This window comes from Candidatus Nitrosotenuis cloacae (genome assembly GCF_000955905.1).
GTDB classification, from domain to species: Archaea; Thermoproteota; Nitrososphaeria; order Nitrososphaerales; family Nitrosopumilaceae; genus Nitrosotenuis; species Nitrosotenuis cloacae.
Genome location: NZ_CP011097.1, coordinates 1,074,723 through 1,095,961 on the forward strand (window position 1 = coordinate 1,074,723; position 21,239 = coordinate 1,095,961).

At 42.8% G+C, this 21,239-nt stretch carries 20 protein-coding genes and 1 tRNA gene; 13 read left to right on the forward strand and 8 right to left on the reverse strand.

From position 1 onward, the window contains the following. Position 1 precedes the first annotated feature (1 nt). The 5 genes from SU86_RS06125 to SU86_RS06145 form a co-directional block, all read right to left on the reverse strand. Complete coding sequence (locus SU86_RS06125) at positions 2-2,356, reverse strand: APC family permease (RefSeq protein WP_052755571.1); 2,355 nt, start codon at positions 2,354-2,356, stop codon at positions 2-4. Between the two features lie 63 nt (positions 2,357-2,419). Further along, a complete protein-coding gene (locus tag SU86_RS06130) occupies positions 2,420-2,923 on the reverse strand; it encodes a DUF367 family protein (protein WP_048189303.1) in 504 nt (167 codons plus the stop codon). A gap of 31 nt (positions 2,924-2,954) precedes the next feature. Next, entirely contained in the window at positions 2,955-6,236 is a 3,282-nt protein-coding gene (locus SU86_RS06135) for a lamin tail domain-containing protein (RefSeq protein ID WP_048188229.1), read from the reverse strand. 133 nt (positions 6,237-6,369) lie between these two features. Next, complete coding sequence (locus SU86_RS06140) at positions 6,370-6,612, reverse strand: hypothetical protein (protein WP_082096167.1); 243 nt, start codon at positions 6,610-6,612, stop codon at positions 6,370-6,372. A gap of 49 nt (positions 6,613-6,661) precedes the next feature. After that, positions 6,662-6,735: transfer RNA gene (locus SU86_RS06145), tRNA-Pro, on the reverse strand. A gap of 73 nt (positions 6,736-6,808) precedes the next feature. On the opposite strand from SU86_RS06145, the gene map reads away from it, so the two are divergent. Next, on the forward strand, positions 6,809-7,699 hold the full coding sequence (map, locus tag SU86_RS06150) for a type II methionyl aminopeptidase (RefSeq protein ID WP_048189305.1): 891 nt from the start codon (positions 6,809-6,811) through the stop codon (positions 7,697-7,699). Here the strand turns inward: map and SU86_RS06155 are convergent. Next, positions 7,689-7,871, reverse strand: a complete 183-nt coding sequence (locus SU86_RS06155; RefSeq protein ID WP_048188232.1) for a hypothetical protein — start codon at positions 7,869-7,871, stop codon at positions 7,689-7,691. The two genes, map and SU86_RS06155, sit on opposite strands and share 11 nt — an antisense overlap. After that, positions 7,868-8,986 (reverse strand): DUF1512 domain-containing protein, encoded by a 1,119-nt coding sequence (locus SU86_RS06160; RefSeq protein WP_048188235.1) that lies wholly within the window; start codon positions 8,984-8,986, stop codon positions 7,868-7,870. The genes SU86_RS06155 and SU86_RS06160 overlap by 4 nt, the downstream gene beginning before the upstream one ends. A 145-nt stretch (positions 8,987-9,131) precedes the next feature. Here SU86_RS06160 and SU86_RS06165 point away from each other — a divergent pair, with 145 nt between their 5' ends. Further along, complete coding sequence (locus SU86_RS06165; RefSeq protein ID WP_048188237.1) at positions 9,132-9,692, forward strand: TATA-box-binding protein; 561 nt, start codon at positions 9,132-9,134, stop codon at positions 9,690-9,692. A gap of 29 nt (positions 9,693-9,721) precedes the next feature. On the opposite strand, the gene SU86_RS06170 is transcribed toward SU86_RS06165, so the two are convergent. Further along, positions 9,722-10,045, reverse strand: a complete 324-nt coding sequence (locus tag SU86_RS06170) for a tRNA-binding protein (RefSeq protein ID WP_048188239.1) — start codon at positions 10,043-10,045, stop codon at positions 9,722-9,724. A 131-nt stretch (positions 10,046-10,176) separates the two neighbouring features. On the opposite strand from SU86_RS06170, the gene SU86_RS06175 reads away from it, so the two are divergent. The 11 genes from SU86_RS06175 to SU86_RS06225 all read left to right on the forward strand — a co-directional run bounded on the left by SU86_RS06175 (position 10,177) and on the right by SU86_RS06225 (position 21,238). Continuing rightward, complete coding sequence (locus tag SU86_RS06175) at positions 10,177-10,884, forward strand: hypothetical protein (RefSeq protein WP_048188241.1); 708 nt, start codon at positions 10,177-10,179, stop codon at positions 10,882-10,884. Positions 10,885-10,919: 35 nt separating this feature from the next. Further along, positions 10,920-11,339, forward strand: coding sequence for a type II toxin-antitoxin system RatA family toxin (locus SU86_RS06180; protein ID WP_048188242.1), 420 nt, complete (start codon positions 10,920-10,922; stop codon positions 11,337-11,339). Then, positions 11,336-12,535 carry a glycosyltransferase family 2 protein gene (locus tag SU86_RS06185; RefSeq protein ID WP_048188244.1) on the forward strand — a complete coding sequence of 400 codons (1,200 nt, stop codon included), beginning with the start codon at positions 11,336-11,338 and terminating at the stop codon, positions 12,533-12,535. The genes SU86_RS06180 and SU86_RS06185 overlap by 4 nt, the downstream gene beginning before the upstream one ends. Positions 12,536-12,572: 37 nt before the next feature. Continuing rightward, positions 12,573-13,748 (forward strand): S1C family serine protease, encoded by a 1,176-nt coding sequence (locus SU86_RS06190; RefSeq protein WP_048188245.1) that lies wholly within the window; start codon positions 12,573-12,575, stop codon positions 13,746-13,748. A gap of 27 nt (positions 13,749-13,775) precedes the next feature. Further along, positions 13,776-14,945, forward strand: a complete 1,170-nt coding sequence (gene cofG / locus SU86_RS06195) for a 7,8-didemethyl-8-hydroxy-5-deazariboflavin synthase subunit CofG (protein ID WP_048188247.1) — start codon at positions 13,776-13,778, stop codon at positions 14,943-14,945. Continuing rightward, complete coding sequence (gene cofH, locus SU86_RS06200; RefSeq protein WP_048189308.1) at positions 14,942-16,189, forward strand: 5-amino-6-(D-ribitylamino)uracil--L-tyrosine 4-hydroxyphenyl transferase CofH; 1,248 nt, start codon at positions 14,942-14,944, stop codon at positions 16,187-16,189. Before cofG ends, cofH begins: the two co-directional genes overlap by 4 nt. 6 nt (positions 16,190-16,195) lie before the next feature. Further along, positions 16,196-17,533, forward strand: a complete 1,338-nt coding sequence (locus SU86_RS06205; RefSeq protein WP_236687783.1) for a TldD/PmbA family protein — start codon at positions 16,196-16,198, stop codon at positions 17,531-17,533. Positions 17,534-17,860: 327 nt separating this feature from the next. Continuing rightward, positions 17,861-18,205 (forward strand): hypothetical protein, encoded by a 345-nt coding sequence (locus tag SU86_RS06210; protein ID WP_048188252.1) that lies wholly within the window; start codon positions 17,861-17,863, stop codon positions 18,203-18,205. Positions 18,206-18,228: 23 nt separating this feature from the next. Further along, positions 18,229-18,954 carry a proteasome assembly chaperone family protein gene (locus SU86_RS06215; RefSeq protein ID WP_048188253.1) on the forward strand — a complete coding sequence of 242 codons (726 nt, stop codon included), beginning with the start codon at positions 18,229-18,231 and terminating at the stop codon, positions 18,952-18,954. A gap of 18 nt (positions 18,955-18,972) precedes the next feature. Further along, positions 18,973-19,983 (forward strand): phosphoribosylformylglycinamidine cyclo-ligase, encoded by a 1,011-nt coding sequence (gene purM, locus SU86_RS06220; protein ID WP_048188255.1) that lies wholly within the window; start codon positions 18,973-18,975, stop codon positions 19,981-19,983. A 52-nt stretch (positions 19,984-20,035) separates the two neighbouring features. Continuing rightward, positions 20,036-21,238 (forward strand): cation:proton antiporter, encoded by a 1,203-nt coding sequence (locus tag SU86_RS06225; RefSeq protein WP_048188257.1) that lies wholly within the window; start codon positions 20,036-20,038, stop codon positions 21,236-21,238. The last annotated feature ends 1 nt before the right edge of the window (position 21,239 follow it).

The following is a 21,239-nucleotide window of genomic DNA, read 5'->3' on the forward strand; positions in this document are numbered from 1 at the left end:
ACTATTGTTTGAGCTTGGAATCAAAGTATTCCTCATCGTATCGTCCCTTGGCACGTCTTTCCTTTATGGAATATCCCATATGTGCAATGTCGACATAGATTTTGTAAAGATGCCTGTTTTCTCGCATCCTAGATGAGACTATTCTCCAGAATCTTCTTGCATGGAATTCAGAGAACTGGTGATCACGAATTACAAAGATTGATTTTTTTGTCTTGTCTACCACTTCGAGTGTTTTTGGAGAAAACGCAGAATCTGCCTGGTTGCCTGCACCCAATATGACAGTCTCGTCTTGGACTTTGTCAAAGCTTTCCAGTAGCGTTGGGGCGACATTTTTTGTCTTTGGGTACACCTTTTCGAATTGGATCTTTTTCATGTCAAGATCAAACATTATCTCGTTTATTCTGTTCATTATCTCGATTTCAGTTTCCGGCTTTTCCACCACACCTCGAACTATTCTGATTCTGCTGGAATAGACCTTGGATACTGCGTGCGCTATTCGAAGTCCAAGATCAGAGTGGCGCCCCTTGTCATAGGACACGACCAAGTTTGCCAAGTCTTGCTCAAAGTTCTTGCCCAGTCTTACTCCAACAAAGTCACATGTGGAAAGCGAGAGTAGTTTTCTATTGTTGCGCAAAAACGAAAAGTCAATTATGACCAGGTTGATTCCCTGCTCTTCTACGGTAGATAAAATGGCGTCGGTTTCATCGTGCGAGACTCTGACCAAATATCGGTGCCTGATGGATTGTGGGATCTCTTTTTTTAGTTCGTTGAATTCTTCTATTTCTGATTCCGCTACTTTGTTTGTAGCATCAAGCGGCAGATGTACTGGAATTTTTACCACACTCAGAAAGGATATCTCGCCTAGTTTTTCTTGCGTTATGGCATTTGCTATTTTGTAATAGTCGGTGACATATTTTGGATGGTAAATTATTAAGACTCGGTATTCTTTGCGCTCCTTTGGCCCCTGGTTATACACAAGCGGTGCATAGTGCTCTATTTCCTTTTTTGATGTGTAGGACTTGTATATGATAAAGCCAGCAACAATCCAAATTATTGCAATCACCCAAGATATTGGCTCGGTAAAAAGCAAGTACACCGATAATCCAATGGCAGACAAAATTCCAAGTGTTGGAATTATTGGAAAAAACGGAGTCTTGAATGCATAATCTAGCTTTTTGCCATAGAGTCGTCGAATTGTGATTGCGGCATAGTTTACCTGTGCAAACAAAAACAAAAACATTACACTTGCAGCAAATGCAAGGCCTGTAAGATCTAGTGTCATTGCCATTACAAGCATTATGATTCCAGATGCAATAGTAGAGATTACAGGGGTCTTGTATTTTGGATGAATCTTTCCAAAAAAGTGCGGCAGATTATAGTGCGTGCCCATCGCGTAGGATACACGGCTGGATGAATACGAAGTTGCATTAAGGGCTGCAAGTGTGGATACGAATCCGCCTGCTAAAACAATCAGTGCACCAAATGGCATAAAGTTCTTGGCTGCCTCTATTATTCCAAGCTCGCCAAAGCTTCCAATGAACTCCCATGACGGCTGACCTACCTTATCAGACGATAGACCGCCAATAAATGAAAACGTAAAGAGAATGTAGATTGCAATCACAACTAATAATGAAATGAATATCGCACGCGGGATATTCTTTTTTGGGTTTCTTAGCTCGTTTCCGGTTTGGGCAATTACTTCGTATCCTTCAAATGCAATAAAGGTAAGACCCATTGCAATTACCAAGCCAGAAACGCCATTTGGGAAAAACTCGGAGAAATTGTCCGGCCAATTAGGATTGGTAAATGCCATTGCAGAAAGCGCCACTACTATTAGGAGTCCAATTATTGTGATTTGAGTAATGGTGATTGCATTGCCAACCTTGCTGGTCGGTGCCGTCCCACGGACATTGATAAAAGTAAAGATGATTATTGCAGCTGCGGCAAATCCCTTTTCTAGGAAAATAGAGGATTCCATTATTCCAGTAGTATCCAAAAGATGTGTGAAAAACGAGGCAAATGCCACGGCGTAAAGACTGCCGGCTATAGTATGGGCAAACCAGGACATCCATCCACTCAAAAAGGCATTTGGCCTTGGCATGCCCTCTCTAACCCAGCGATATCCACCGCCAGTATCAGGCAAGGCAGAGCTCAGTTCTGCATAGGTAAACGCGGTAAATATTGTAATTATACCATTTATCAAAAAGGCAATCATTAGTGCAGGACCTGCTTCGCCCATCCCAGGACCGACCAGAACAAAGATTGCGCCGCCAATCATTGCGGCAACACCCACCATTACCACATCAAGTAGGCCTAGATTTCGCGCAAATCCAGGATTTTGAGCGTCGGTGACCATGTTTATCTACCGCTCCCAAAGGGTGTTTGAATAAATCTTTACTCTGAATAGCTTATTTGCTACTCAGTCAATATTTTGTACAATTCCGTATTCTGCAAGCAGTGGTGGGATCTGCTCCTCAAGTTCTAATTTAGAATAGTCCTGTAACAGATCTGCATTTAGCTCGTAAAAGGTGTGACCCCAGTTGAATTTGGATAATAGTTGGTGTGCCAGATCCTCATATCCCAAAATAAAGACAGCACCAGCAATTGCCTCAACGGTAGTAAGCTTGCCAAGCTTGGAATAATTCACGGGATTGCCGGCCAACAATGGCGGGAGCTTTCTTGGAATGCCGCCAAATCTTTTGGTAAAGGTATTCTCTGCCAGATTCCAGGAGCAATCAATTCCGGTAATAGAGTCAGCAATTTTGGAATCGTGTCGGAGCAGGGTTTGTTTTGCAAAAGGATCCAAAATTATGGTCCCAGGATTGGTCCTAGTTACGCTTTTTGCCAGATTGAATTTCACTAGTTTTGCTGCAGTGCATTTTTTGGGGTCGTCTTGGCGAAACATCAAGACCTGAACATTCATCATGTAATTATGAAAACAGTGGAATATCTTCTTACTGGATTTGTCTGTACACTATCTCATAGTATAGCTTAGTTGATGGCGTGTGTCCATCGACTTGGATAATCCAAGTAGAGTCTGGGATAATGTCTTCATCCAGTTCTGGAGATATAGAGAATTTCTCCAAGATTTGCTCAGAGCCGGAATATGTAACCTTGTATGATAGTCCTGCCACCTTGACTAGCTTGTATGCAAGGCCTTTTTCCTTTGTTGGTCCTGAAATCAAACATAACTCGTCTTGGCCTATTATGCAGGTCCCATCATCTGCCATTATGGTAATGTTTACTGTTTTCTCTGATCCCCTTGGAGATACCAAAGAGCCCTGAACCATGCTTGGAGCAACCAGTACGTCATCCTTTGTCTGCTCAAATAGTCCGACTTCGACTATAGCATCGGTTATGCGGTTGAACTTCTCAGAGATTTTATTGGCACCGCTTGTCTTTTTGGCAAGCTTGTCTACTACTTCAAAGGTTGTCTTGAATGTTCCAAATTCAGTATCCGCAATTACCTCGTATGTACCAAGTGCAGAGTTTGCTGGAATTTTGTAATCATAGGAATAGAATCCATTCTCATAGCTTCGAGAAATGTCGACTTTTTTGTTTCCCAGTCCGCAATAGAATGTCCCACAGTCAATTTTGTCATCCTTTTTGTGTTCAACTAAAAGATCAAGTTTTGCCAGATACAAAATCTTGTTTGTAGAACCGGTTATGTGAACAGTATCGCCTGATAGGTATTGTTTTTTGTCAGTTTCTATGGCCAGTGTTGTCTTGGCATCTGTTCCAAGTGGAATGTTGTTTTTGATTTCAAATGTAGTGTCTGCTCGCAGTCTTTCGTATGTTGCAACTACTTTGTATTTTCCTTCCTTGAATATTGTCAATGGTAAATCATATGTTGATTTGAATGCTCCACCGCTGTCCAGATCCAAATTAGAATTAAAGAGGACTTTATTTGACATTGTTCGAATTTCCACTCCGACTCTGCCTTTGATTGTACCAAGTGAGGTGTCTATGTTTTCCTGTCGTTTTATGGCAGCACCAGTGACTAGTAGTTTTTCTCCAGCACGGTATATTGTCTTGTCTGTTTTTACCTCCAGTGGTTTTATCTCCAGAGTATCATTTTCTGGATCCTTTGATATCTTGAAGAAAATGTCTGCACGCTCTGATGTTGCAATAACGGAGATCTTGTAAACACCAAACACGGTAGGCCTTGCCTGTCGTGGGTCACGAATGTCGGCTAGATCATAGTCTTTTTGAGGGGCAGTCCAACTCCAAGTGAATCTGCTATTGTCCAGCTTTGCACCATAGTTGCCTATTTTGCCATCAGGCCTAGTCAGAACTATTTTGACTGCAGACTGACCACTTACCAGTGTTCCTTCCAGGTTTATGGCCTCACCTAGGCCATAGATTTGCTTGTCAGTCTTTGCTATAATATTACGATTAGACACATCAATGTCGCTATTTACCACAAACGTGGCGTCTGCGAGTCGCTTGTCATAGCTTGCCCGCACTGTATAGACACCAGGAGTGAACGATGATGGATTTATCTTAAAGTCCAGCTTGAAGTTTCCCGCAGCGTCAGGAATAGATGTAAACGAATAGGTAGCACTCTTTGTCACAACTTTGTCTTGGACAAGCTGCTTGTTTGAGACCTGCGATGCCATTTTGATCTGCTTTCCCTGATCATCCATTACTGTGACATATACTGGAACTACCTCAAAGCTGCTTCTCTCTTTTAGATCCACATGTCCACTCACATTGACGGTATCACCTGCAACGTATTGCTCCTTGTCCACTTTGACTAGGTATTTTGCGGCTGCAACATAGTCTTCGGGGTTTTCTACAATCCAGAATTGCGTTGTCGCCTTGCCAAACTCTTTTGATACTGTAACTTGGAATGTGCCCATGTTTGCCTGGCCTGCTGGGACTTTGAGCTCGTACCGGAATGTGCTATCTCCTGCCAGTTTTACTTGGTCCTTGATTTTGTAAATATTATTGACTGTTTTTCCAATAGAGCCACTTCCTGTTTGGACTACTTCCAAGTCCAGTGCAACAACATACTTGTTGCTCCTACCAGAAATCACAATTGGCTCGCCTGACGCATATGCATTTTTGTCGGTAACTAGAATGATTTTCTCGGCATCCTTGATGTCTTTGGCAAGCTCAAACGATGTCTCGGCATGTTGTGTACCATAATCTGCAATAATATCCAGTGTACCATAGACTGGCTTTGTTGGACTCATGTAGACATTGCCCGAAAATTCTCCTGCCTGGTTTGGAAATAGCTTGCCTGAGAAGATTTGGATTCCATTTGCAGAATAGACGGCGTATTTTAGGCCCTCAGATGGAATTATTTTGCTTGTGCTTGCCGATATAAGCACGGTTTGGCCTGGAATGTAGGTTGCCTTGTCAGTTGAGATGCTAAGCTCTGTGACATCTTCTTGCTCAGATGCAATCTTTTTCTCACCTACTGAAAATATTGTATTATCACTTGCTGCACCATAACTCACACTAACAGTATAGGTTCCGGCAACGGCACCCAAGACTTTGTCCAGCTTTATCTGGGTCTTGTATTGTAAATTCAAGTCAGGATAAATTGTGATGGTTCGCTGGAATTTTCCGGGGCCGTTCACATCAATGAATAGCTGGGTTTGTGAGAAGAATGGTTTTTCCTGATAGACTCGCTTTGATACGTTTCCGGAAATTATTGCGGTTTCATCAAAGACATAGTTTTTCTTGTCCGCCTTTGCAAACACTATAAGCTCGCCAGACTCAATGCCAGAGATAGGCAGCTTGCCGTTTGAGGATCCTGCAGAAGCAGTCTTGAAGATCCAGGTGTTTGAATCAGACACTACTCCGTCGTATTTTCGCTGCCATGATTGAAAGTCATTTTTCTGATCAGTGATTACTTGGGTTTCATCAACAAGATTGCCTTCCTTGTCTTTTAGCTGAACTTTTTCAGAGACATCAGTAAACCACAAACTTTGATATGAATAAACTTGGAACTGGCCCGCCTTTAGTATGGTTCCAGCAGGAAGTATCAGTGTCTTTTTTGTAACGGTGGTGGATGCAATTTTCCATCCTCCAATGTTCACATCTTGTGTGGTGGGATTGAACAGCTCGACCCATTCAGATACGGACTTGGAATCATCGCCTGCAGGGTTTGTGTCAATTTCATTAATCACCACATGGTCTGCCAGATCGTCGGCACCATAAGATACGCCAAATACACCAATGAATAGTAAAGCTGCAAATACGCCAGCTAGGGGCAAAGTCCTCATTTTTTCTACCTAAGTAATTTGGCTCCAGATATCATTTTAGATCTAAATTGAGCAAAAGTTGAGCAAGTTGTGAATTGGGGATGCATTTTACACAAATTTGCCTCCAATTGCTAAAAAAGAGTGCGTATGATTTCTATTTGATACCATCGCAGTTTGGGCATTTTGCGTCTTCGATTTTTGCACCACAGTGAATGCAGATTCCCTCGGGGATTTCCTTTGTTATTTTGCGCTGGCGTCGGCCCACATAGACTTTGACTGCGACATAGATTCCGACTGCAAATATCACGGAATAGATCAAGGCAAGGCCTGCACCCAAAAGCCCAATCATGAAAAGCAAAATTCCGGCAATTAGAATCCACTCGCGCTTGGCACTCAATCATACCACAGCCACTCCAGTCGATTAAAAATCATTAGATTAGTAAAAGTGGGATCGGCCGGATTCGAACCGACGACCTCAGGTACCCAAAACCCGAATCATACCAAGCTAGACCACGATCCCGATGTGTCTGCAGATTTTTTGCCCCAATTTAAGCTTGCATATTTTAAATAACTATTCTAGTCCAACTCCACCATTGCAAATAGATGACTACATCAAGGCAGGCAAAATAGCATCTGAGGTTCGCGAGCTTGCAAGAAAAAAAGATTGGATAGGAAAGACACTTTATGAAATCTGCGAGACTGTAGAATCTGAAATAAAGAACCGTGGCGGAAAATGCGCATTTCCAGTAAATGCCAGTCTAAATGAAATTGCAGCTCACTATACTGCTGAGCCAAACGATCCCAAGGTCTTGAGTAGTTCTGATCTTATCAAAATAGATCTTGGAGTGCAGATCAATGGATACATTGCAGACACTGCCGTATCGGTCTCGTATGATCCAGAGTCTGCTATACTAGTAGATACTGCAGAAGAGGCACTAAAGGCTGCAATGTCAATGGTAAAAGAGGGAACAAAATCCAGCGACATTGGACGAACCATACAAAAGACAATAATGCAGTACAACCTCAAGCCGATTGCAAATCTCTCAGGTCATTCCTTAGAACAATATACCATTCACGCAGGCAAGTCAATTCCAAACATGTGGTCAATTGGCTCATTTTCGCTCTCCACAAAGGAGGCATACGCATGCGAGCCATTTGTTACCACATCAAAGGGGTTGGGATTTGTACGGGACGGCAAGACAAAAAACATCTTTGGTCTTGTGTCCCGCAAAAAGACAAAAAACGAAAAGGCAAACAAGCTAGTCGACTACATCTGGGATAATTTCAACACGCTACCATTTGCACTGCGATGGCTCACAAAAGACAATGAGGAAAAAGAGGCCAGAACACTACTTGAGGAATTGATCAAAAACAAAATAGTCCGCGCATATCCAGTTCTTAATGAGGCAAACGGTCAGCGAGTAGCGCAGGCAGAACACACATTCATTCCAACAGAGAATGGTGCAGTAATCACTACTCTATAGGCTGCCCAAATATCTTTGAGATTCTACTTTGTCCTTTGCAGGAACTGCATTCAGTACCTGCCGCAAAAAGACAATCGCCTTCCTTGAATTTTCTTTGTGATTCCTTGCCGCAGGATTGACATTTTTCTATCGTATGTGCGATGATGGTTTTTTCTTTTTTGGAAAATATCATTGAGGAACTCCTAGTGTGTTGCCAACACCAACTACAACTATGAGATCACCAGGCTTGGTGTTTTCTAGTATGGTCTGATAGATTTGTGATTCTACCTCGTCTGATTTATCGGCAATGTCTTTACTCATCAGAGTGATTGCCTCTTTGATTGATTGCTTTATCACAATTGCATAGACTGGGATGTTGTGCCTTGTTGCCGCTTCTTCTATTTGGTATCGGTCTGTTCCCATTCCACCAATTGCGGCGCCAAATCCTTGAGCGATAGTCCCAGAGGTCTCGCCTTCCAGTTTTAGGCCTGCATCCACCATGATTATCACATTTGGGTGTTTTTCTGCAACCAGTGTTTCTACAGCATCTCCTGGCCTGCCAACCGTGGCAAGTGGGCCTTCTGCCTTTAAGAGTATCAGGCGTCTGCCCTCAAACTCGGATTCCGAATATACGGTTTCCAGCGCTATTGTTTTTTTCTGGGCTCCAAGCATCATTTTTCCTATTACCATAGGCCCAATTCCATCACCGATTGGCTGTCCCTGTTTTAGTGCAGAAACTGCTCCCTTTAGCGCATCTGCCTGCTCCATGATAAATGGAATCATCATTTGGAGTGGCAAAATCAGCGGGAAGTTGTTTTGTCTTTTTGCGGTAAGGTATAGGTGTCGGACTATTTTGTGCAACAGATTCAGCGACGTTACCACTTCGAGTAGATTTTGGATTTTGGTTGATTCGAGTGGTGTGATGTCTTTTGCAAGCATAGACACTTGGGATCTGGTGTAATCCTCGCGTGATCGTAACAAGTGTTTTATTTTTGGCATTATTCCGTTTGGGTCGATATCAACTGGCATTATGGTAAAGTATTCCAGGAACGAGTCGACTTTTTTTGTAACATCGCCTGATGCATTTTTCTTTTGCAGATAGTCAAGCAATTCTTTTCGAGTTTCGTCTTTGTATTTTTGCAGCTTTTCAATGCTCTTGTTTATCTCACTAGATGTGATTATTAGCTGTATTCTCTGTCCATAAAATACAAAGAGAACAATTGGCACAATCCAGATTATCCACATTATCGGGTTTGACGAGTCACCGCCAAACAGATTGTCAGTTGAGAATAATTCAGTATAATTCAATTACACTGCAAAACTTGAGGTGCCAAATTAATGGATTTGTGTAAGGTCGATCCGCAAAACATACCCAAATTTCAAAGAAATTGGCTGTCGGGTAAACAATTAGAAAGTGCTCTTTATATAGCCTAGATAAGGCAACAGGTAGCGTATGCCACAAACAAAGCCGATAGTAAGCATCGAAAACGTAGTTGCTTCTGCTTCAGTGGATCAGAAAATGGACCTTAATGAGATTACTCGTAATTTTCCAGATGTAGAGTATCATCCAGATCAATTTCCTGGCTTGGTCTTTAGACTAAAGAGTCCCAAGACTGCAACCTTGATTTTCACCTCTGGCAAGATGGTCTGTACTGGTGCAAAATCAGAAGAGATGGCACGAAGTGCAGTCAAGTCGGTTGTTCAAAAGCTCAGAAAGGGCGGAATCAAAGTCAAAAAAGACGCAGTAGTTGATATCCAAAACATTGTTGCATCAATTAATCTGGGTGGAAAAATTCACCTAGAGCAGGCAGCAAGAACCCTACCACGCAGCATGTACGAGCCAGAACAATTTCCAGGCCTGATTCACCGAATGCTTGATCCAAAAACCGTGATCCTGCTTTTCTCATCCGGAAAGCTAGTGTGCACAGGTGCCAAAAAAGAGCCAGATGTATATCGCTCCGTTAACAACCTACACTCGCTACTAGAAGAAAAGAATCTAATGATCTACGACTAGATCTTTCTTTTATTTTAAGAAATAAAAAATTATTTTATTTTCGTTCCAAGTGGGATTGACTCATCAACTGTAAGCCAATATGGCTTGTCATTAAGATCCGCTGCCAAAAGCATTGCGTTTGATTCAACACCGCCAACTGTCTTTGGCTCCAAATTTGTGATTGCAATTACGGTTTTTCCAATTAGTTCCTCTGGTGCAAAATACTGTGCACCACCAATTATGAGATTTCGGGTTTCGCCGCCAAGATCAATAGTTCCCTTGATTATCTTGGTCTTGCCTGGAATCTTTTCGGTGGCTATGATTTTTGCCACCTTGATGTCGAGTTTGGCAAAGTCATCATAAGTAATGGTCATAAAATGAGGTCTTTGACACCAATTAAAATGAATTTCGTATTAGATACGGTAAGATTTGTGAAATATTCTTTGTAAAAGATGGCAATATTGCCACACAATTAATTTATGAGAAAAGATTGCACAAAATCCGTATGGGTCAGTTTTTCACAGACGACATTGATGCCCTCCTAAAGTCAGGCCATGGCGATTCCACACGCCTTGCCAAGATAAAGGCAGAGTTTGAGTCAACAAAGCTGGTATCAATCGATGATAGAAAATATGTTGAAGGTTTGATTTCTCGATATTTACAAGTCCCAACAGAGCCCAAGCCGGAAAAGATCATCCGCGAGTCGGAAAAAAGAATAGTTCCGCCACCTCCACCGCCACGAAACCCGCCAACGCTACTTGAGGTAAAGCAAAAGCCAAAGAAGGAAGAAAAAATCCCCAAGATAGAAGGTAGCAAAATAAAGCTCAGAAATATTGTAATTGCCGTTTGTGCCACAGTCTTTGCTGTCTTGACAGTATCCTTTGTTGCAATGAACCAAGACGAAACCGGTGGAATCACAGGTCCGGCAATCACCAAAACCCTAGAAATAGACTCGGCATCGTATGTTAGAGGTGATATCATATCGATTTCCGGCAAGACCAAAGACACATCCCAAACAGTAAGACTTGCAATCAGCAATCCATCAAATACTGAGGTCTGGACAGAAACCGTAACTGTCAAGCCAAACAAAGAATTTTCCACACTGGCAATTGCCGGAGGAGATGGATGGGACCAAGCAGGGCGATACACCATAATCCTGACATATTCCGATGTGAGTGAAAGCATTGGGTTTAGTTTTAGCCCAAGTGAGTAATCAAGACTAATATTTGATGCAGCAAAAACTCCACCATGGCAACAATTGATGCCGCAGTTGTGATTAATGCACCAGTAGACAAAGTATGGGATGTTGTATCAGATATAGATAATGAGCCAAAGTTCTGGAAGGGAACAAAGTCAATTAGAAACATTTCCAAAGACGGCAACACCATAATTCGCGAAGTAACAATTGCATTCAAGGACTCTAAATGCATGCAGACCATAACGCTGCAGCCAAAGGAGAGAATCTTTGCAGAGTTTACAGAAGGCATCATTAACGGAACCAAAACAATTCAGCTAATCCCAGAAGGTGAGAAAACAAGACTAGAGGCAATCTGGGACATGAAACTATCAGGTGTGATGGGCATGTTTACTGGAATGGTAAAAAAACACATCAAGTCTGGAACCGAGCAAGCACTCGAGGCAATAAAGCAAGAAATCGAAAAGCCATGATTCTTGATATAATCAATTACGTCGTTGCGGCAATTCTACTCGGAGTAGCGCTTGCATGGATTATACTAATCAAGTCAATGTCAGTGTCGTTCCGCCACACACCAATTCTGGATAAATTTGATGCAACACCTCACCAGACTCCAAGGATCTCGGTAATTTTGCCGGCAAGAAACGAGCAGGATTTTATTGGAAAATGTCTGGACTCGCTAATATCACAAGATTATGCCAACTATGAGATAATTGCAATCGATGATTCATCAGATGATGACACTGGGAAAATAATATCAGAGTATGCAAGCAAAGACCCCAGAATAATCCATGTCAAGGCAGGCCCAAAGCCGGAGGGATGGATGGGAAAAAACTGGGCCTGCATGGAAGGCTACAAAAAGGCAACCGGCAGCCTGCTCTTGTTTACTGATGCCGACACCAAATTTGCAAAAACCGTCATTTCCTTGGCAGTTTCACATTTGGAATCATTTGGATTGGATGCGCTAACCGTAATACCAAAGATGATCTGCTTGGATCCTTGGACAAAAATAACGCTTCCAGTGCTATCCACGTTTTTGCATACCAGGTTTTCCGCCATTCGAGTTAATGATCCTACAAAAAAGACTGGTTACTTTTTTGGCAGTTTTTTCATAATCCGAAAATCAACGTATGATGGCGTCGGGACTCATGAGGGAGTAAAGCACGAAATTATAGAGGATGGTGCTCTTGGGAAAAAAGTCAAGGAAGGCGGATTCAAAATGAAGATGGTTCGTGGTGACCACCTAATCGATGCGGTGTGGGCTCGGGACTGGTCCACATTATGGAATGGCCTAAAAAGACTAATGATACCGCTCTTTTTGCAAAACGGCAAAATTGCAGTTGGGATATTTTTTGCAGTCTTGTTTTTGCTGTTCATGCCGTACGTGTTTTTGGCATATTCAGTATCATTTGCTGCAAACTCAGGCTCATTTTTTGCAGTATTTGTGAGCTCTGCAGTATCGTCGATATTGTTGTTTTCTGCATGTGTAGTGGATGCGTTTGCACTACGAATCAAGATGCATCATGCGGTTTGCGCGCCACTTGGAAGCCTGATAGTAGTGTGCGGATTTTTGGCAGGCCTACTCCAGGCAAAAAGCAACAAATCAGTATCTTGGAGAGGCAGGTCATATTCAATGAAAGACCACACTCCGGATTTTATCAACGTCTAGGCAAAGATTATAGGCATACCGCAAGCTGCTCAAATCATTGGCAAAGTCTACTGTGATTGTTAGCGCACTGCTTGGCGCCATAATTGTTCTAGTAGCATATAGCATATTTTTGAATCCACCAAACCAAATTCCAAGCGTTGATCAGATTTCAGTTAATACAAAAAACTCCATAACGGCACAAGACACAGGCGATTTATCACTAGTTGAGATATTTGAGAAAAGCGAGGCAGGTGTTGTACGGATTAATGTCAAGCGTCCAAGCACGGACCCGCGAGGAATTGGCGGAGTTGGCTCTGGATTTGTCTATGATTCCAACGGATATATCATAACAAATGATCATGTTGTAGAAAATGCGGAAAAGCTCACAGTTACATTTTTGGATGGAAGATCATACAAGGCAAAAATCATCGGCCAAGACATCTACACAGACTTGGCAGTAATCAAGGTCAATGCAAGCTCCGATGTCTTGCAGTCATTGCCGGTTGGCGATTCATCAAAGCTCAGAGTTGGCGAGCCGATTGCGGCAATTGGAAATCCATTTGGATTATCGGGCTCGATGAGCTCAGGCATCATAAGCCAGGTTGGAAGATTATTGCCATCGCAAGACAGGGGATTCCAAATCCCAGACATCATACAAACTGATGCGGCAATCAATCCAGGAAACTCTGGCGGACCACTACTGAACATGCGTGGTGAGGTGGTTGGAATCAATACTGCAATCCAGTCCGAGACGGGGGATTTTGCAGGGGTAGGATTTGCCATACCATCAAGGACAGTACAGAAGATCATTCCAGTTCTAATTGAAAACAAGACATATCATCATCCGTGGGTTGGAATTTCTGGGCGCGACATAGACCCTGACTTGGCAGACATTTTGAAGCTAAAGGATGCCAGGGGATTCTTGGTGATTAATGTCCTAAAGGACAGCCCTGCAGAAAGGGCAGGCCTTCGAGGTACAAACGAGACAAAAGAAGTCGACGGAATTCGACACCAAATCGGAGGCGATGTCGTTTTGGCAGTGGACTCTAAGACTGTCAGAAAAATCGATGACATTTTGATTCATCTACAAAGAGAAAAAACAGTTGGTGATCAAATGATTTTACAGATTTTGCGGGACGGCAAGGTAAGCGATGTTGTCATCACCTTGAATGAAAGGCCCACTGCAAACATTATGCTGAATTCGACAAACCCAACCAACTCGACGCAAAGATAAATACTGCAATCAAAGACTATCCTCGTATTGAGTGATCTAGTGCTGGCATGTGAGCCACTAAATCGCATTTTAGACGGAAAAGAAATCTCAAAGAATCAGGCCTATGAGATTTTTGATCAGACAAAAAACAACACTACAGAATTATTCAAAGCAGCCAGTACACTTCGAAACATCCACAAGGGAAAAACAGTCACATTCTCAAAAAAGGCGTTTTTTAATTTGGTTAATTTGTGCCGAGACACCTGCTCGTATTGTACCTACAAATCAGACCCAAACGAACAAAAACTTTCTCTGATGAGCAAAAAAAATGTGCAAGAACTTGCTGCACTGGCAAAAAAATACCGATGCACCGAGGCGCTATTTGTAACAGGTGAGCGACCAGAGCAGAAATATCCGGAGGCAAAAGAATGGCTCAAAGAAAACGGATTTTCCACCACCGCGGAATATCTAGTCCACGCATCCGAAATTGCACTGGGTGAGGGATTATTCCCACACACCAATGCTGGAAATCTTGTCAAATCAGAAATTAATGAGCTCAAAAAGACAAACGTCAGCATGGGATTGATGTTGGAAAATTCTAGTGAAAGACTAGCGGAAGAGTCAATGCCACATCATTTGGCGCCAAGCAAAAGCCCAAAGGCCAGACTCAAGGTCTTGGAGAATACTGGTGAGCTCAAAATGCCAATGACCACGGGGGTTCTAGTTGGAATCGGCGAGACGCCATACGAGATAATCGATTCATTGTTTGCAATCAAGGATATACAGGATAGGTTTGCCCACATCCAGGAGGTAATACTGCAAAACTTCCAGCCAAAGCAGGACACCAAAATGAGGGATGTGCCATCCGCTGAGGAAAACTATTTCAAAACAATGGTTGCGATATCAAGGATAATCATGCCAAAAATGAACATACAGATCCCGCCAAACCTGTCCCCAAACTCTTACCAGTACTTTTTGGATGCAGGAATTAATGATTGGGGTGGAATTTCACCACTAACACAAGACTTTGTCAATCCAGAATTTGGCTGGCCGCAAATCGGATTTGTGGAAAAGCACACACAGGATGCAGGTTTTGAGCTCAAGGCAAGATTCCCAGTTTATCCAGAGATGTTCGGAATGGTTAATCCAGAATTGTATGAAAAAATGACAGGAATAATGGATGAGAGTGGTCATGTCATCGAGGAGTATTGGAAATGATAGAGCGACTATTAAAAAATGCAGACCCACTAATTGCAGAGGCACTAGACCACGCATTATCTGAAAAAGAGATAACCATCCCTGAGGCAATCAGGCTCTATTCCGCAAAGGGCCTTGACTTTCATTTGGTAGGAATGGTCGCAGACGAGTTACGAAAAAGACGAGTCGGCGATATTGTGACATTTGTAGTAAATAGAAACATCAACTTTACCAACGTCTGCATCAAGCAATGTGGATTTTGTGCATTCAGTCGGGACTTTAGAGAAGAGGAAGGGTACTTTTTGCCAACAACAGAAATTGTTCGACGCGCAAAAGAAGCGCACTCACTAGGTGCAACAGAGGTCTGCATACAGGCAGGACTCCCACCAGACATGGAATCAAGCACATATGAGAATATTTGCCGTGCAATAAAATCTGAAATCCCAGACATTCACATCCACGGATTTTCGCCAGAGGAGGTATTGTATGGCGCGACTCGCTCCAATGTCTCCATCAAGGAATATCTGATTAGACTAAAGGATGCTGGTGTCAACACCCTACCAGGAACTGCGGCCGAAATACTTGACCAAGACATGCGAGACAAAATATCACCGGGCAGAATCAGCGTCAAGGACTGGGTAGATGTGATAAAAACGGCGCATCAACTAGGAATCAACTCTACCTCAACCATCATGTTTGGCCACATTGAAACCCCGGAGGATAGAGTAAAGCACATTGCAAAAATCCGAGAAATCCAAAAAGAAACTGGTGGGTTTACCGAATTTGTCCCGCTTAATTTCATTCATTCAGAGGCGCCAATGTACAAGCACGAGTTGCACCCTGGCATAAAGAGTGGAGCGTCTGCAAACGAGGTTCTACTCACTCATGCAATATCCAGAATCATGCTAAACAACCACATCAACAATATCCAAATGTCGTGGGTAAAGGAAGGCCCCAAAATGGCACAGGTCTTGTTAATGTGGGGCGCAAATGACTTTGGGGGCACGCTAATCAACGAGTCCATTTCTACATCGGCTGGCGCCCAGCACGGGCAACTGCTAAAGCCAATAGAGATGAGACGACTGATTCGTGAAGTTGGAAGAATTCCAGCCCAGCGAAGTACCTCATATGAGATAATCAAAAAATATGATGTCGAGTCTGGCCAGGACGAGCTAGACAAAATACAGGACGCGTCCCAGTTTGGCTCTTACTTTGAGCTTGTCAAGCTGGACAAATACCGCTACAAGAACCCAAGGTTAAACTAGTTGTCAGTGTGCGATGATGTAATTTCTTTTGCTCAAAAAATATCAGACGAGTCCGAGTCTGTGTTTTGCGCAAAAAAAACAATCACAATACGAATTACAGATTCAGAGATTGCCGAAATCAAGGAAAACCATGAAAGCTCAATTGGAGTACGAATAGTAAAAGACAAGAAAATCTCATCCGCCCAGTCCACCATCTTAGATTCTAAAATAGTAGAGCAGGCAGTAAAAAATTCAGCAAACCTTGCAAGAAGAGAATTCTGGGAAGGGTTTGCCGGTAATTCAGGTACAATAACAATCCAGAAAACAAATGATCCAAAGATTTGGTCAATGGATTCCACCAAGGCAGCCGAATTTGCCCAAATAATGATTGATCATACCAAGCACCAAAGAATCAACAGAATCTCTGGCTCATTGAACATAGTGTGCGATGATTTTGAGATTCAAAACACATCAGGCCTCAAAAAACAGGAAAAGTCAACCTACATCTCCGGTGTGATAAACGCAGACTCGGAAATCGGAATTCCAGTCTCAGGGATTGGCCAGGCCAGTGCAAGGACTCTGGATGGCTTTAGTCCAGACAAAATAGGCTCAGATGCTGCCCAAATGTGCGTAAATTCAGCAAATCCAGGCACGACAGAGGCCCAAACTATCAGTGTGATATTTGAGCCACTAGCGGTAGGTGAGATTTTGTATTTTGTTCTTGGACCAAACTTTGCGTTAAAAACATTCTCAGAAAAGAAAAGCTGCTTTCCAAAAATCGGGGAAAAAATCGCAACAAACGATCTTGATGTTTTGGATGAGCCCCACATGCAGGATTCTTTGGGCGCCAAATCATTTGATGAAGAGGGAGTGCCAACCAAAAAAACTCACTACATCAAGAGTGGAGTTTTTGAATCAACATACACTGATTTGTACAATGCATACAAGGAAAAATCTTCTAGTACCGGCAATGCTTGCAGGCCTGGCATTCCACTGGGACGCTCCAGTAATCCAATTCCAGTGTCTGCGCCACACAATCTAACCATATCACCTGGAAACAAAAGCAGGGATGAGATAATTAGGGAAACAAAAAATGGAATCATAGTCAGTAGACTGTGGTATACCTATGCAGTGAATCCGATCAAAGGTGATTTTTCTTGCACTGCTCGAAGTGGAATATGGCAAATACAAAACGGAAAGATAACACATCCAATAAAACCGGTTCGAATAATTCACAGCCTGCCGAAATTGCTCCAAAACATTTCTGGTATTGGGAACAACTCCAAGACGGTTCTGCCCTGGGCTGGTCTGCCAATTACGTGTCCCACCATAAGGTGCGATGGAGTATCCATTTCACTAATCTAGAATAAATTTAATTAGCAAAAGGCAAAACCAAACATTATGTGCGAGACCCTTGATGAAATACACCAAATGCAGCTTACCGCAGTAATTGCAAGAATGCGGAAAGACTCAAGACAAAAGGTTTCTGCAGTAGCCTGAGTTTTTACGAATTTAACACCTCGACCGATTATGCCTTAAATCCATGAATCTTGTCGATCTGACCAATTATCCGCAAAATCATTCCAGTCGTGTTGTTTCAGAGTTACAAGTCTAGCTCAAAAAAATTCGCCCCAAATCAAAAAGATTCCAAGCTAACTTTAATTAAGGTAAAGTACGGTACCATACTGTACAATGAAGGCAAGACTCACATACATACCATTGGAGGTAGCGGATCAGTTGGATGACTTCATCATAGCGCGCGACGATCAAGTGCTTGATGCGGTGCGGGCTCGGACACGTGACTTTAGCACACTGACTTTGATCAAGTTATTGTACCAGCTTAGCTGCCACACCATGACGTTTTCCGATCTGTACGAAAATTCCAAAATAAGAATGAAGAGATCGTTTTTGAATTACCTACACCTTTGCATTGACTATAATTTTGTAAGAAAGGAATCTGCAGGCTCATGCGTCGAATATTCCATAACAGAAAGAGGCAGAATAATGCTAAATCTGTTTTTGCACAAGAATAATTAGGACTGGACCAAGACAAAAATCCAGTGGCAAAAAAAATCCTAGATGAATCCGTCCATGAAATAAAAAAGATTCCAATCAAAAGCCCAATAATATTTGCAGGCTTTGTAGGACCAGGCCTTGCAGGGCCTTTAGCAATAGGATACATCATAGAAAAGCTAAAGATGACAGAAATCGGATACCTGCACTCCAAGTACTTGCCACCATCTACAGTATTCATACAAGGTAGACTGCGCCATCCTTTCCGGTTTTACTCCAACAAAAAAGGAACCATTTGCGCCATAATATGCGAGGTCACACTAAAAATGGACGGACTCTACAATGTTGCATCCATAATTTTGGACTGGGCCCAATCCAAGAGATGTAAAGAATTGGTCATACTTGATGGGGTTGCATCAGAAAATCATGACGAAAAGACATTTTGTGCAGCAGAGGAAGACTTGTGCCGAATAATGCAGGACAAGCAGATATCGATGATTTCTCAGGGGTTCATCACTGGTATTCCAGGCAGCATACTAAACGAGTGCATCATACGCAAAATACGGGCAATTACCCTACTGGTCAAGGCAAGCCACACAAGTCCGGATCCACTAGCAGCTGCCACTCTGATTGACGCAATTAGTCGGGTCTATGAAATCCCAATTGATACTGCAGAGATTCGAAGACAAAAAGAAAAGATTGGCAACGAATTCCAAGAGATGTCTGAAAAATACAAAGAGCATCGACAGGCAGACTCTGGAATGTATATGTAGAGATTATACGGTATCAAAATAATGATCACCTACAAGTCCGCAGGCGTTGATGTTACCAAAATAAAAAAGAGTCAGGCATCCATTGGAAGAATAATTGCATCGACCCATTCTGGAATGGTAAAATCCGGGTTTGGGCATTACGCAGGACTGGTTGGGATTCATGGGGGGAAATACCTGGCAACTCATACCGACGGAGTTGGAACCAAGGTAATGATTGCAAATTTGCTAAAAAAATATGACACAATAGGAATTGACTGTGTCGCAATGAATGTCAATGATGTTATTTGTATTGGTGCTACTCCGATATCGTTTGTTGATTATATTGCTGCCAACCAGAACAAGGAATCTGTTTTTGTCGATATCGCAAAAGGGCTAGCAGTTGGCGCAAAAAAATCTGGCATGCCAATAGTTGGCGGTGAGACTGCAATAATGCCTGACTTGTTTGAGGGCAAAAAATTTGCATTTGATCTGGCAGGAATGGTTGCAGGACTGGTTGACAAAAACAAGATCATAATGGGAAACAAGATCAAACCAGGCGATCACATAATAGGCATAGCAAGCAGCGGAATCCACTCTAATGGTTATTCTCTGGCAAGAAAGGCCTTGCTAAAAAAATACTCTATCAATGATTCCATCAAGGGAATTGGCAAGCTTGGCCTTGCGATGCTGAGTCCAACTGAGATCTATGTCAAGCCAGTTTTGGATGTGATATCAAAGTGTACGGTGCACGGCCTGGCAAACATCACAGGTGGTGCATTCACCAAGCTTTTGAGGCTAAAAAAGACCGGCTTTGTGCTGGATTTGACGCCCACGCCGCCAAAGATAATGCAGCTAATACAGAGCATGGGGGTTAGCAATGAGGAAATGTACAAGACATTCAACATGGGTGTTGGCTTTTGTGTTATAGCCCCAAAAGACGAATCAGACAGAATCATTTCAATTTGCAAAAAGCACAACATATCATCATACCAGATAGGCCACATCACACAAAGGACTGGCGTCTTTTTGAATGACAAAAGACTGGCGTAATTAGACTAGCCATCATTTTAATCCACATACCACACCATACAATGGGGTTAGATTGGAGTCACATTTTGTTCAGGTAATCATTTCGGTTTGCGTGCTGTTGTTTGCCGCCAAGATAATGGCCGAGATATTTGTCAGGATTCGTCTGCCAATTGTTCTAGGAGAACTGTTGGCCGGCATGATAGTAGGCCCCTTTGCAATCGGTGCATTCATCATGTTTCAGGGAGAGTCATTGGTGGTTCTTACTGATGAGGTAAAGATGCTAGGTGAGATCGGTGCAATCGTGATTTTGTTCATGGCAGGCCTTGAGATGACCCCAAAGGAGTTCATCCGTGGCGGTAAGGCATCAGTTACCGTTGGGGCATTAGGGGTAGTGGTGCCATTTTTTATTGGATTTTTCATATTCCAGTTCTTTGGCTTTGATGCGTTCCAGGCAATGCTTGTTGCAACCGCACTTACCGCTACCAGCATTGCGATTTCGGTGCAGGTATTATCAGAGTTTGGCAAGCTCAAGACTCCAGAGGCCCGGCTCATAATTGGTGCTGCAGTGATTGATGACATTTTGGCAATTGCTGTTTTGTCGGTCGTGACATCAGTTGGAGGTGCAGGAATGGATGGAATTGAGATAACCGAGGTGGTCTTTACGATATTCAAGGTATTGGCGTTCTTTGCAGCCATGGCAGTTGCCGCAATATTTCTGGTTCCGCGCCTGGTCAACTCGAATAGGTGGAAGGCAAGCGGGAGCATTGAGGGAGTTGTTACGGCTTCATTTTTTGGGGCAGCCGGCGTTGCCGCATGGATTGGACTCTCGCCAATATTGGGCTCATTTGTGGTAGGAATGGCGCTATCCACCACAAAGGTCTTTGAGCGAGTAGAGCACTATATTGGAAAGCTTGGGCTGATCTTTGCGCCACTGTTCTTTGCAATAATTGGAGCACAAGTAGATTTTCGAGGAATAAATTCCGAGGTCTTGCTAATTGGCGTTGCAATAATAGGTGTTGCAGTATTTTCCAAGCTTGTAGGGTGTGGCCTGCCAGCATGGTTGTTTTTGAGAAACAAGGCCCAATCAAGACGAGTTGGAATTGCCATGATATCTCGTGGCGAGGTTGGACTGATTGTTGCAGGAGTCGGACTATCTAGTGGTGTCTTGATGCCAAACATTTACACTACAATTGTGATAATGGTTGCAGTCACCTCACTGATTACACCAATTTGGCTAAAGCTGGAATACAGAAAAGACAAAACAATACAGGCTTAGC

Excerpts from the sequence above, each read along its gene's own strand:
- SU86_RS06125 (WP_052755571.1), bottom strand. The coding sequence starts at position 2,356 with ATGGTCACCGACGCTCAAAATCCTGGATTTGCGCGAAATCTAGGCCTA.
- SU86_RS06130 (WP_048189303.1), bottom strand. The coding sequence starts at position 2,923 with ATGAATGTTCAGGTCTTGATGTTTCGCCAAGACGACCCCAAAAAATGC.
- SU86_RS06135 (WP_048188229.1), bottom strand. The coding sequence starts at position 6,236 with ATGAGGACTTTGCCCCTAGCTGGCGTATTTGCAGCTTTACTATTCATT.
- SU86_RS06155 (WP_048188232.1), bottom strand. The coding sequence starts at position 7,871 with ATGATATTTTCCAAAAAAGAAAAAACCATCATCGCACATACGATAGAA.
- SU86_RS06165 (WP_048188237.1), top strand. The coding sequence starts at position 9,132 with ATGCCACAAACAAAGCCGATAGTAAGCATCGAAAACGTAGTTGCTTCT.
- SU86_RS06170 (WP_048188239.1), bottom strand. The coding sequence starts at position 10,045 with ATGACCATTACTTATGATGACTTTGCCAAACTCGACATCAAGGTGGCA.
- SU86_RS06175 (WP_048188241.1), top strand. The coding sequence starts at position 10,177 with ATGGGTCAGTTTTTCACAGACGACATTGATGCCCTCCTAAAGTCAGGC.
- SU86_RS06180 (WP_048188242.1), top strand. The coding sequence starts at position 10,920 with ATGGCAACAATTGATGCCGCAGTTGTGATTAATGCACCAGTAGACAAA.
- SU86_RS06185 (WP_048188244.1), top strand. The coding sequence starts at position 11,336 with ATGATTCTTGATATAATCAATTACGTCGTTGCGGCAATTCTACTCGGA.
- cofH (WP_048189308.1), top strand. The coding sequence starts at position 14,942 with ATGATAGAGCGACTATTAAAAAATGCAGACCCACTAATTGCAGAGGCA.
- SU86_RS06210 (WP_048188252.1), top strand. The coding sequence starts at position 17,861 with ATGAAGGCAAGACTCACATACATACCATTGGAGGTAGCGGATCAGTTG.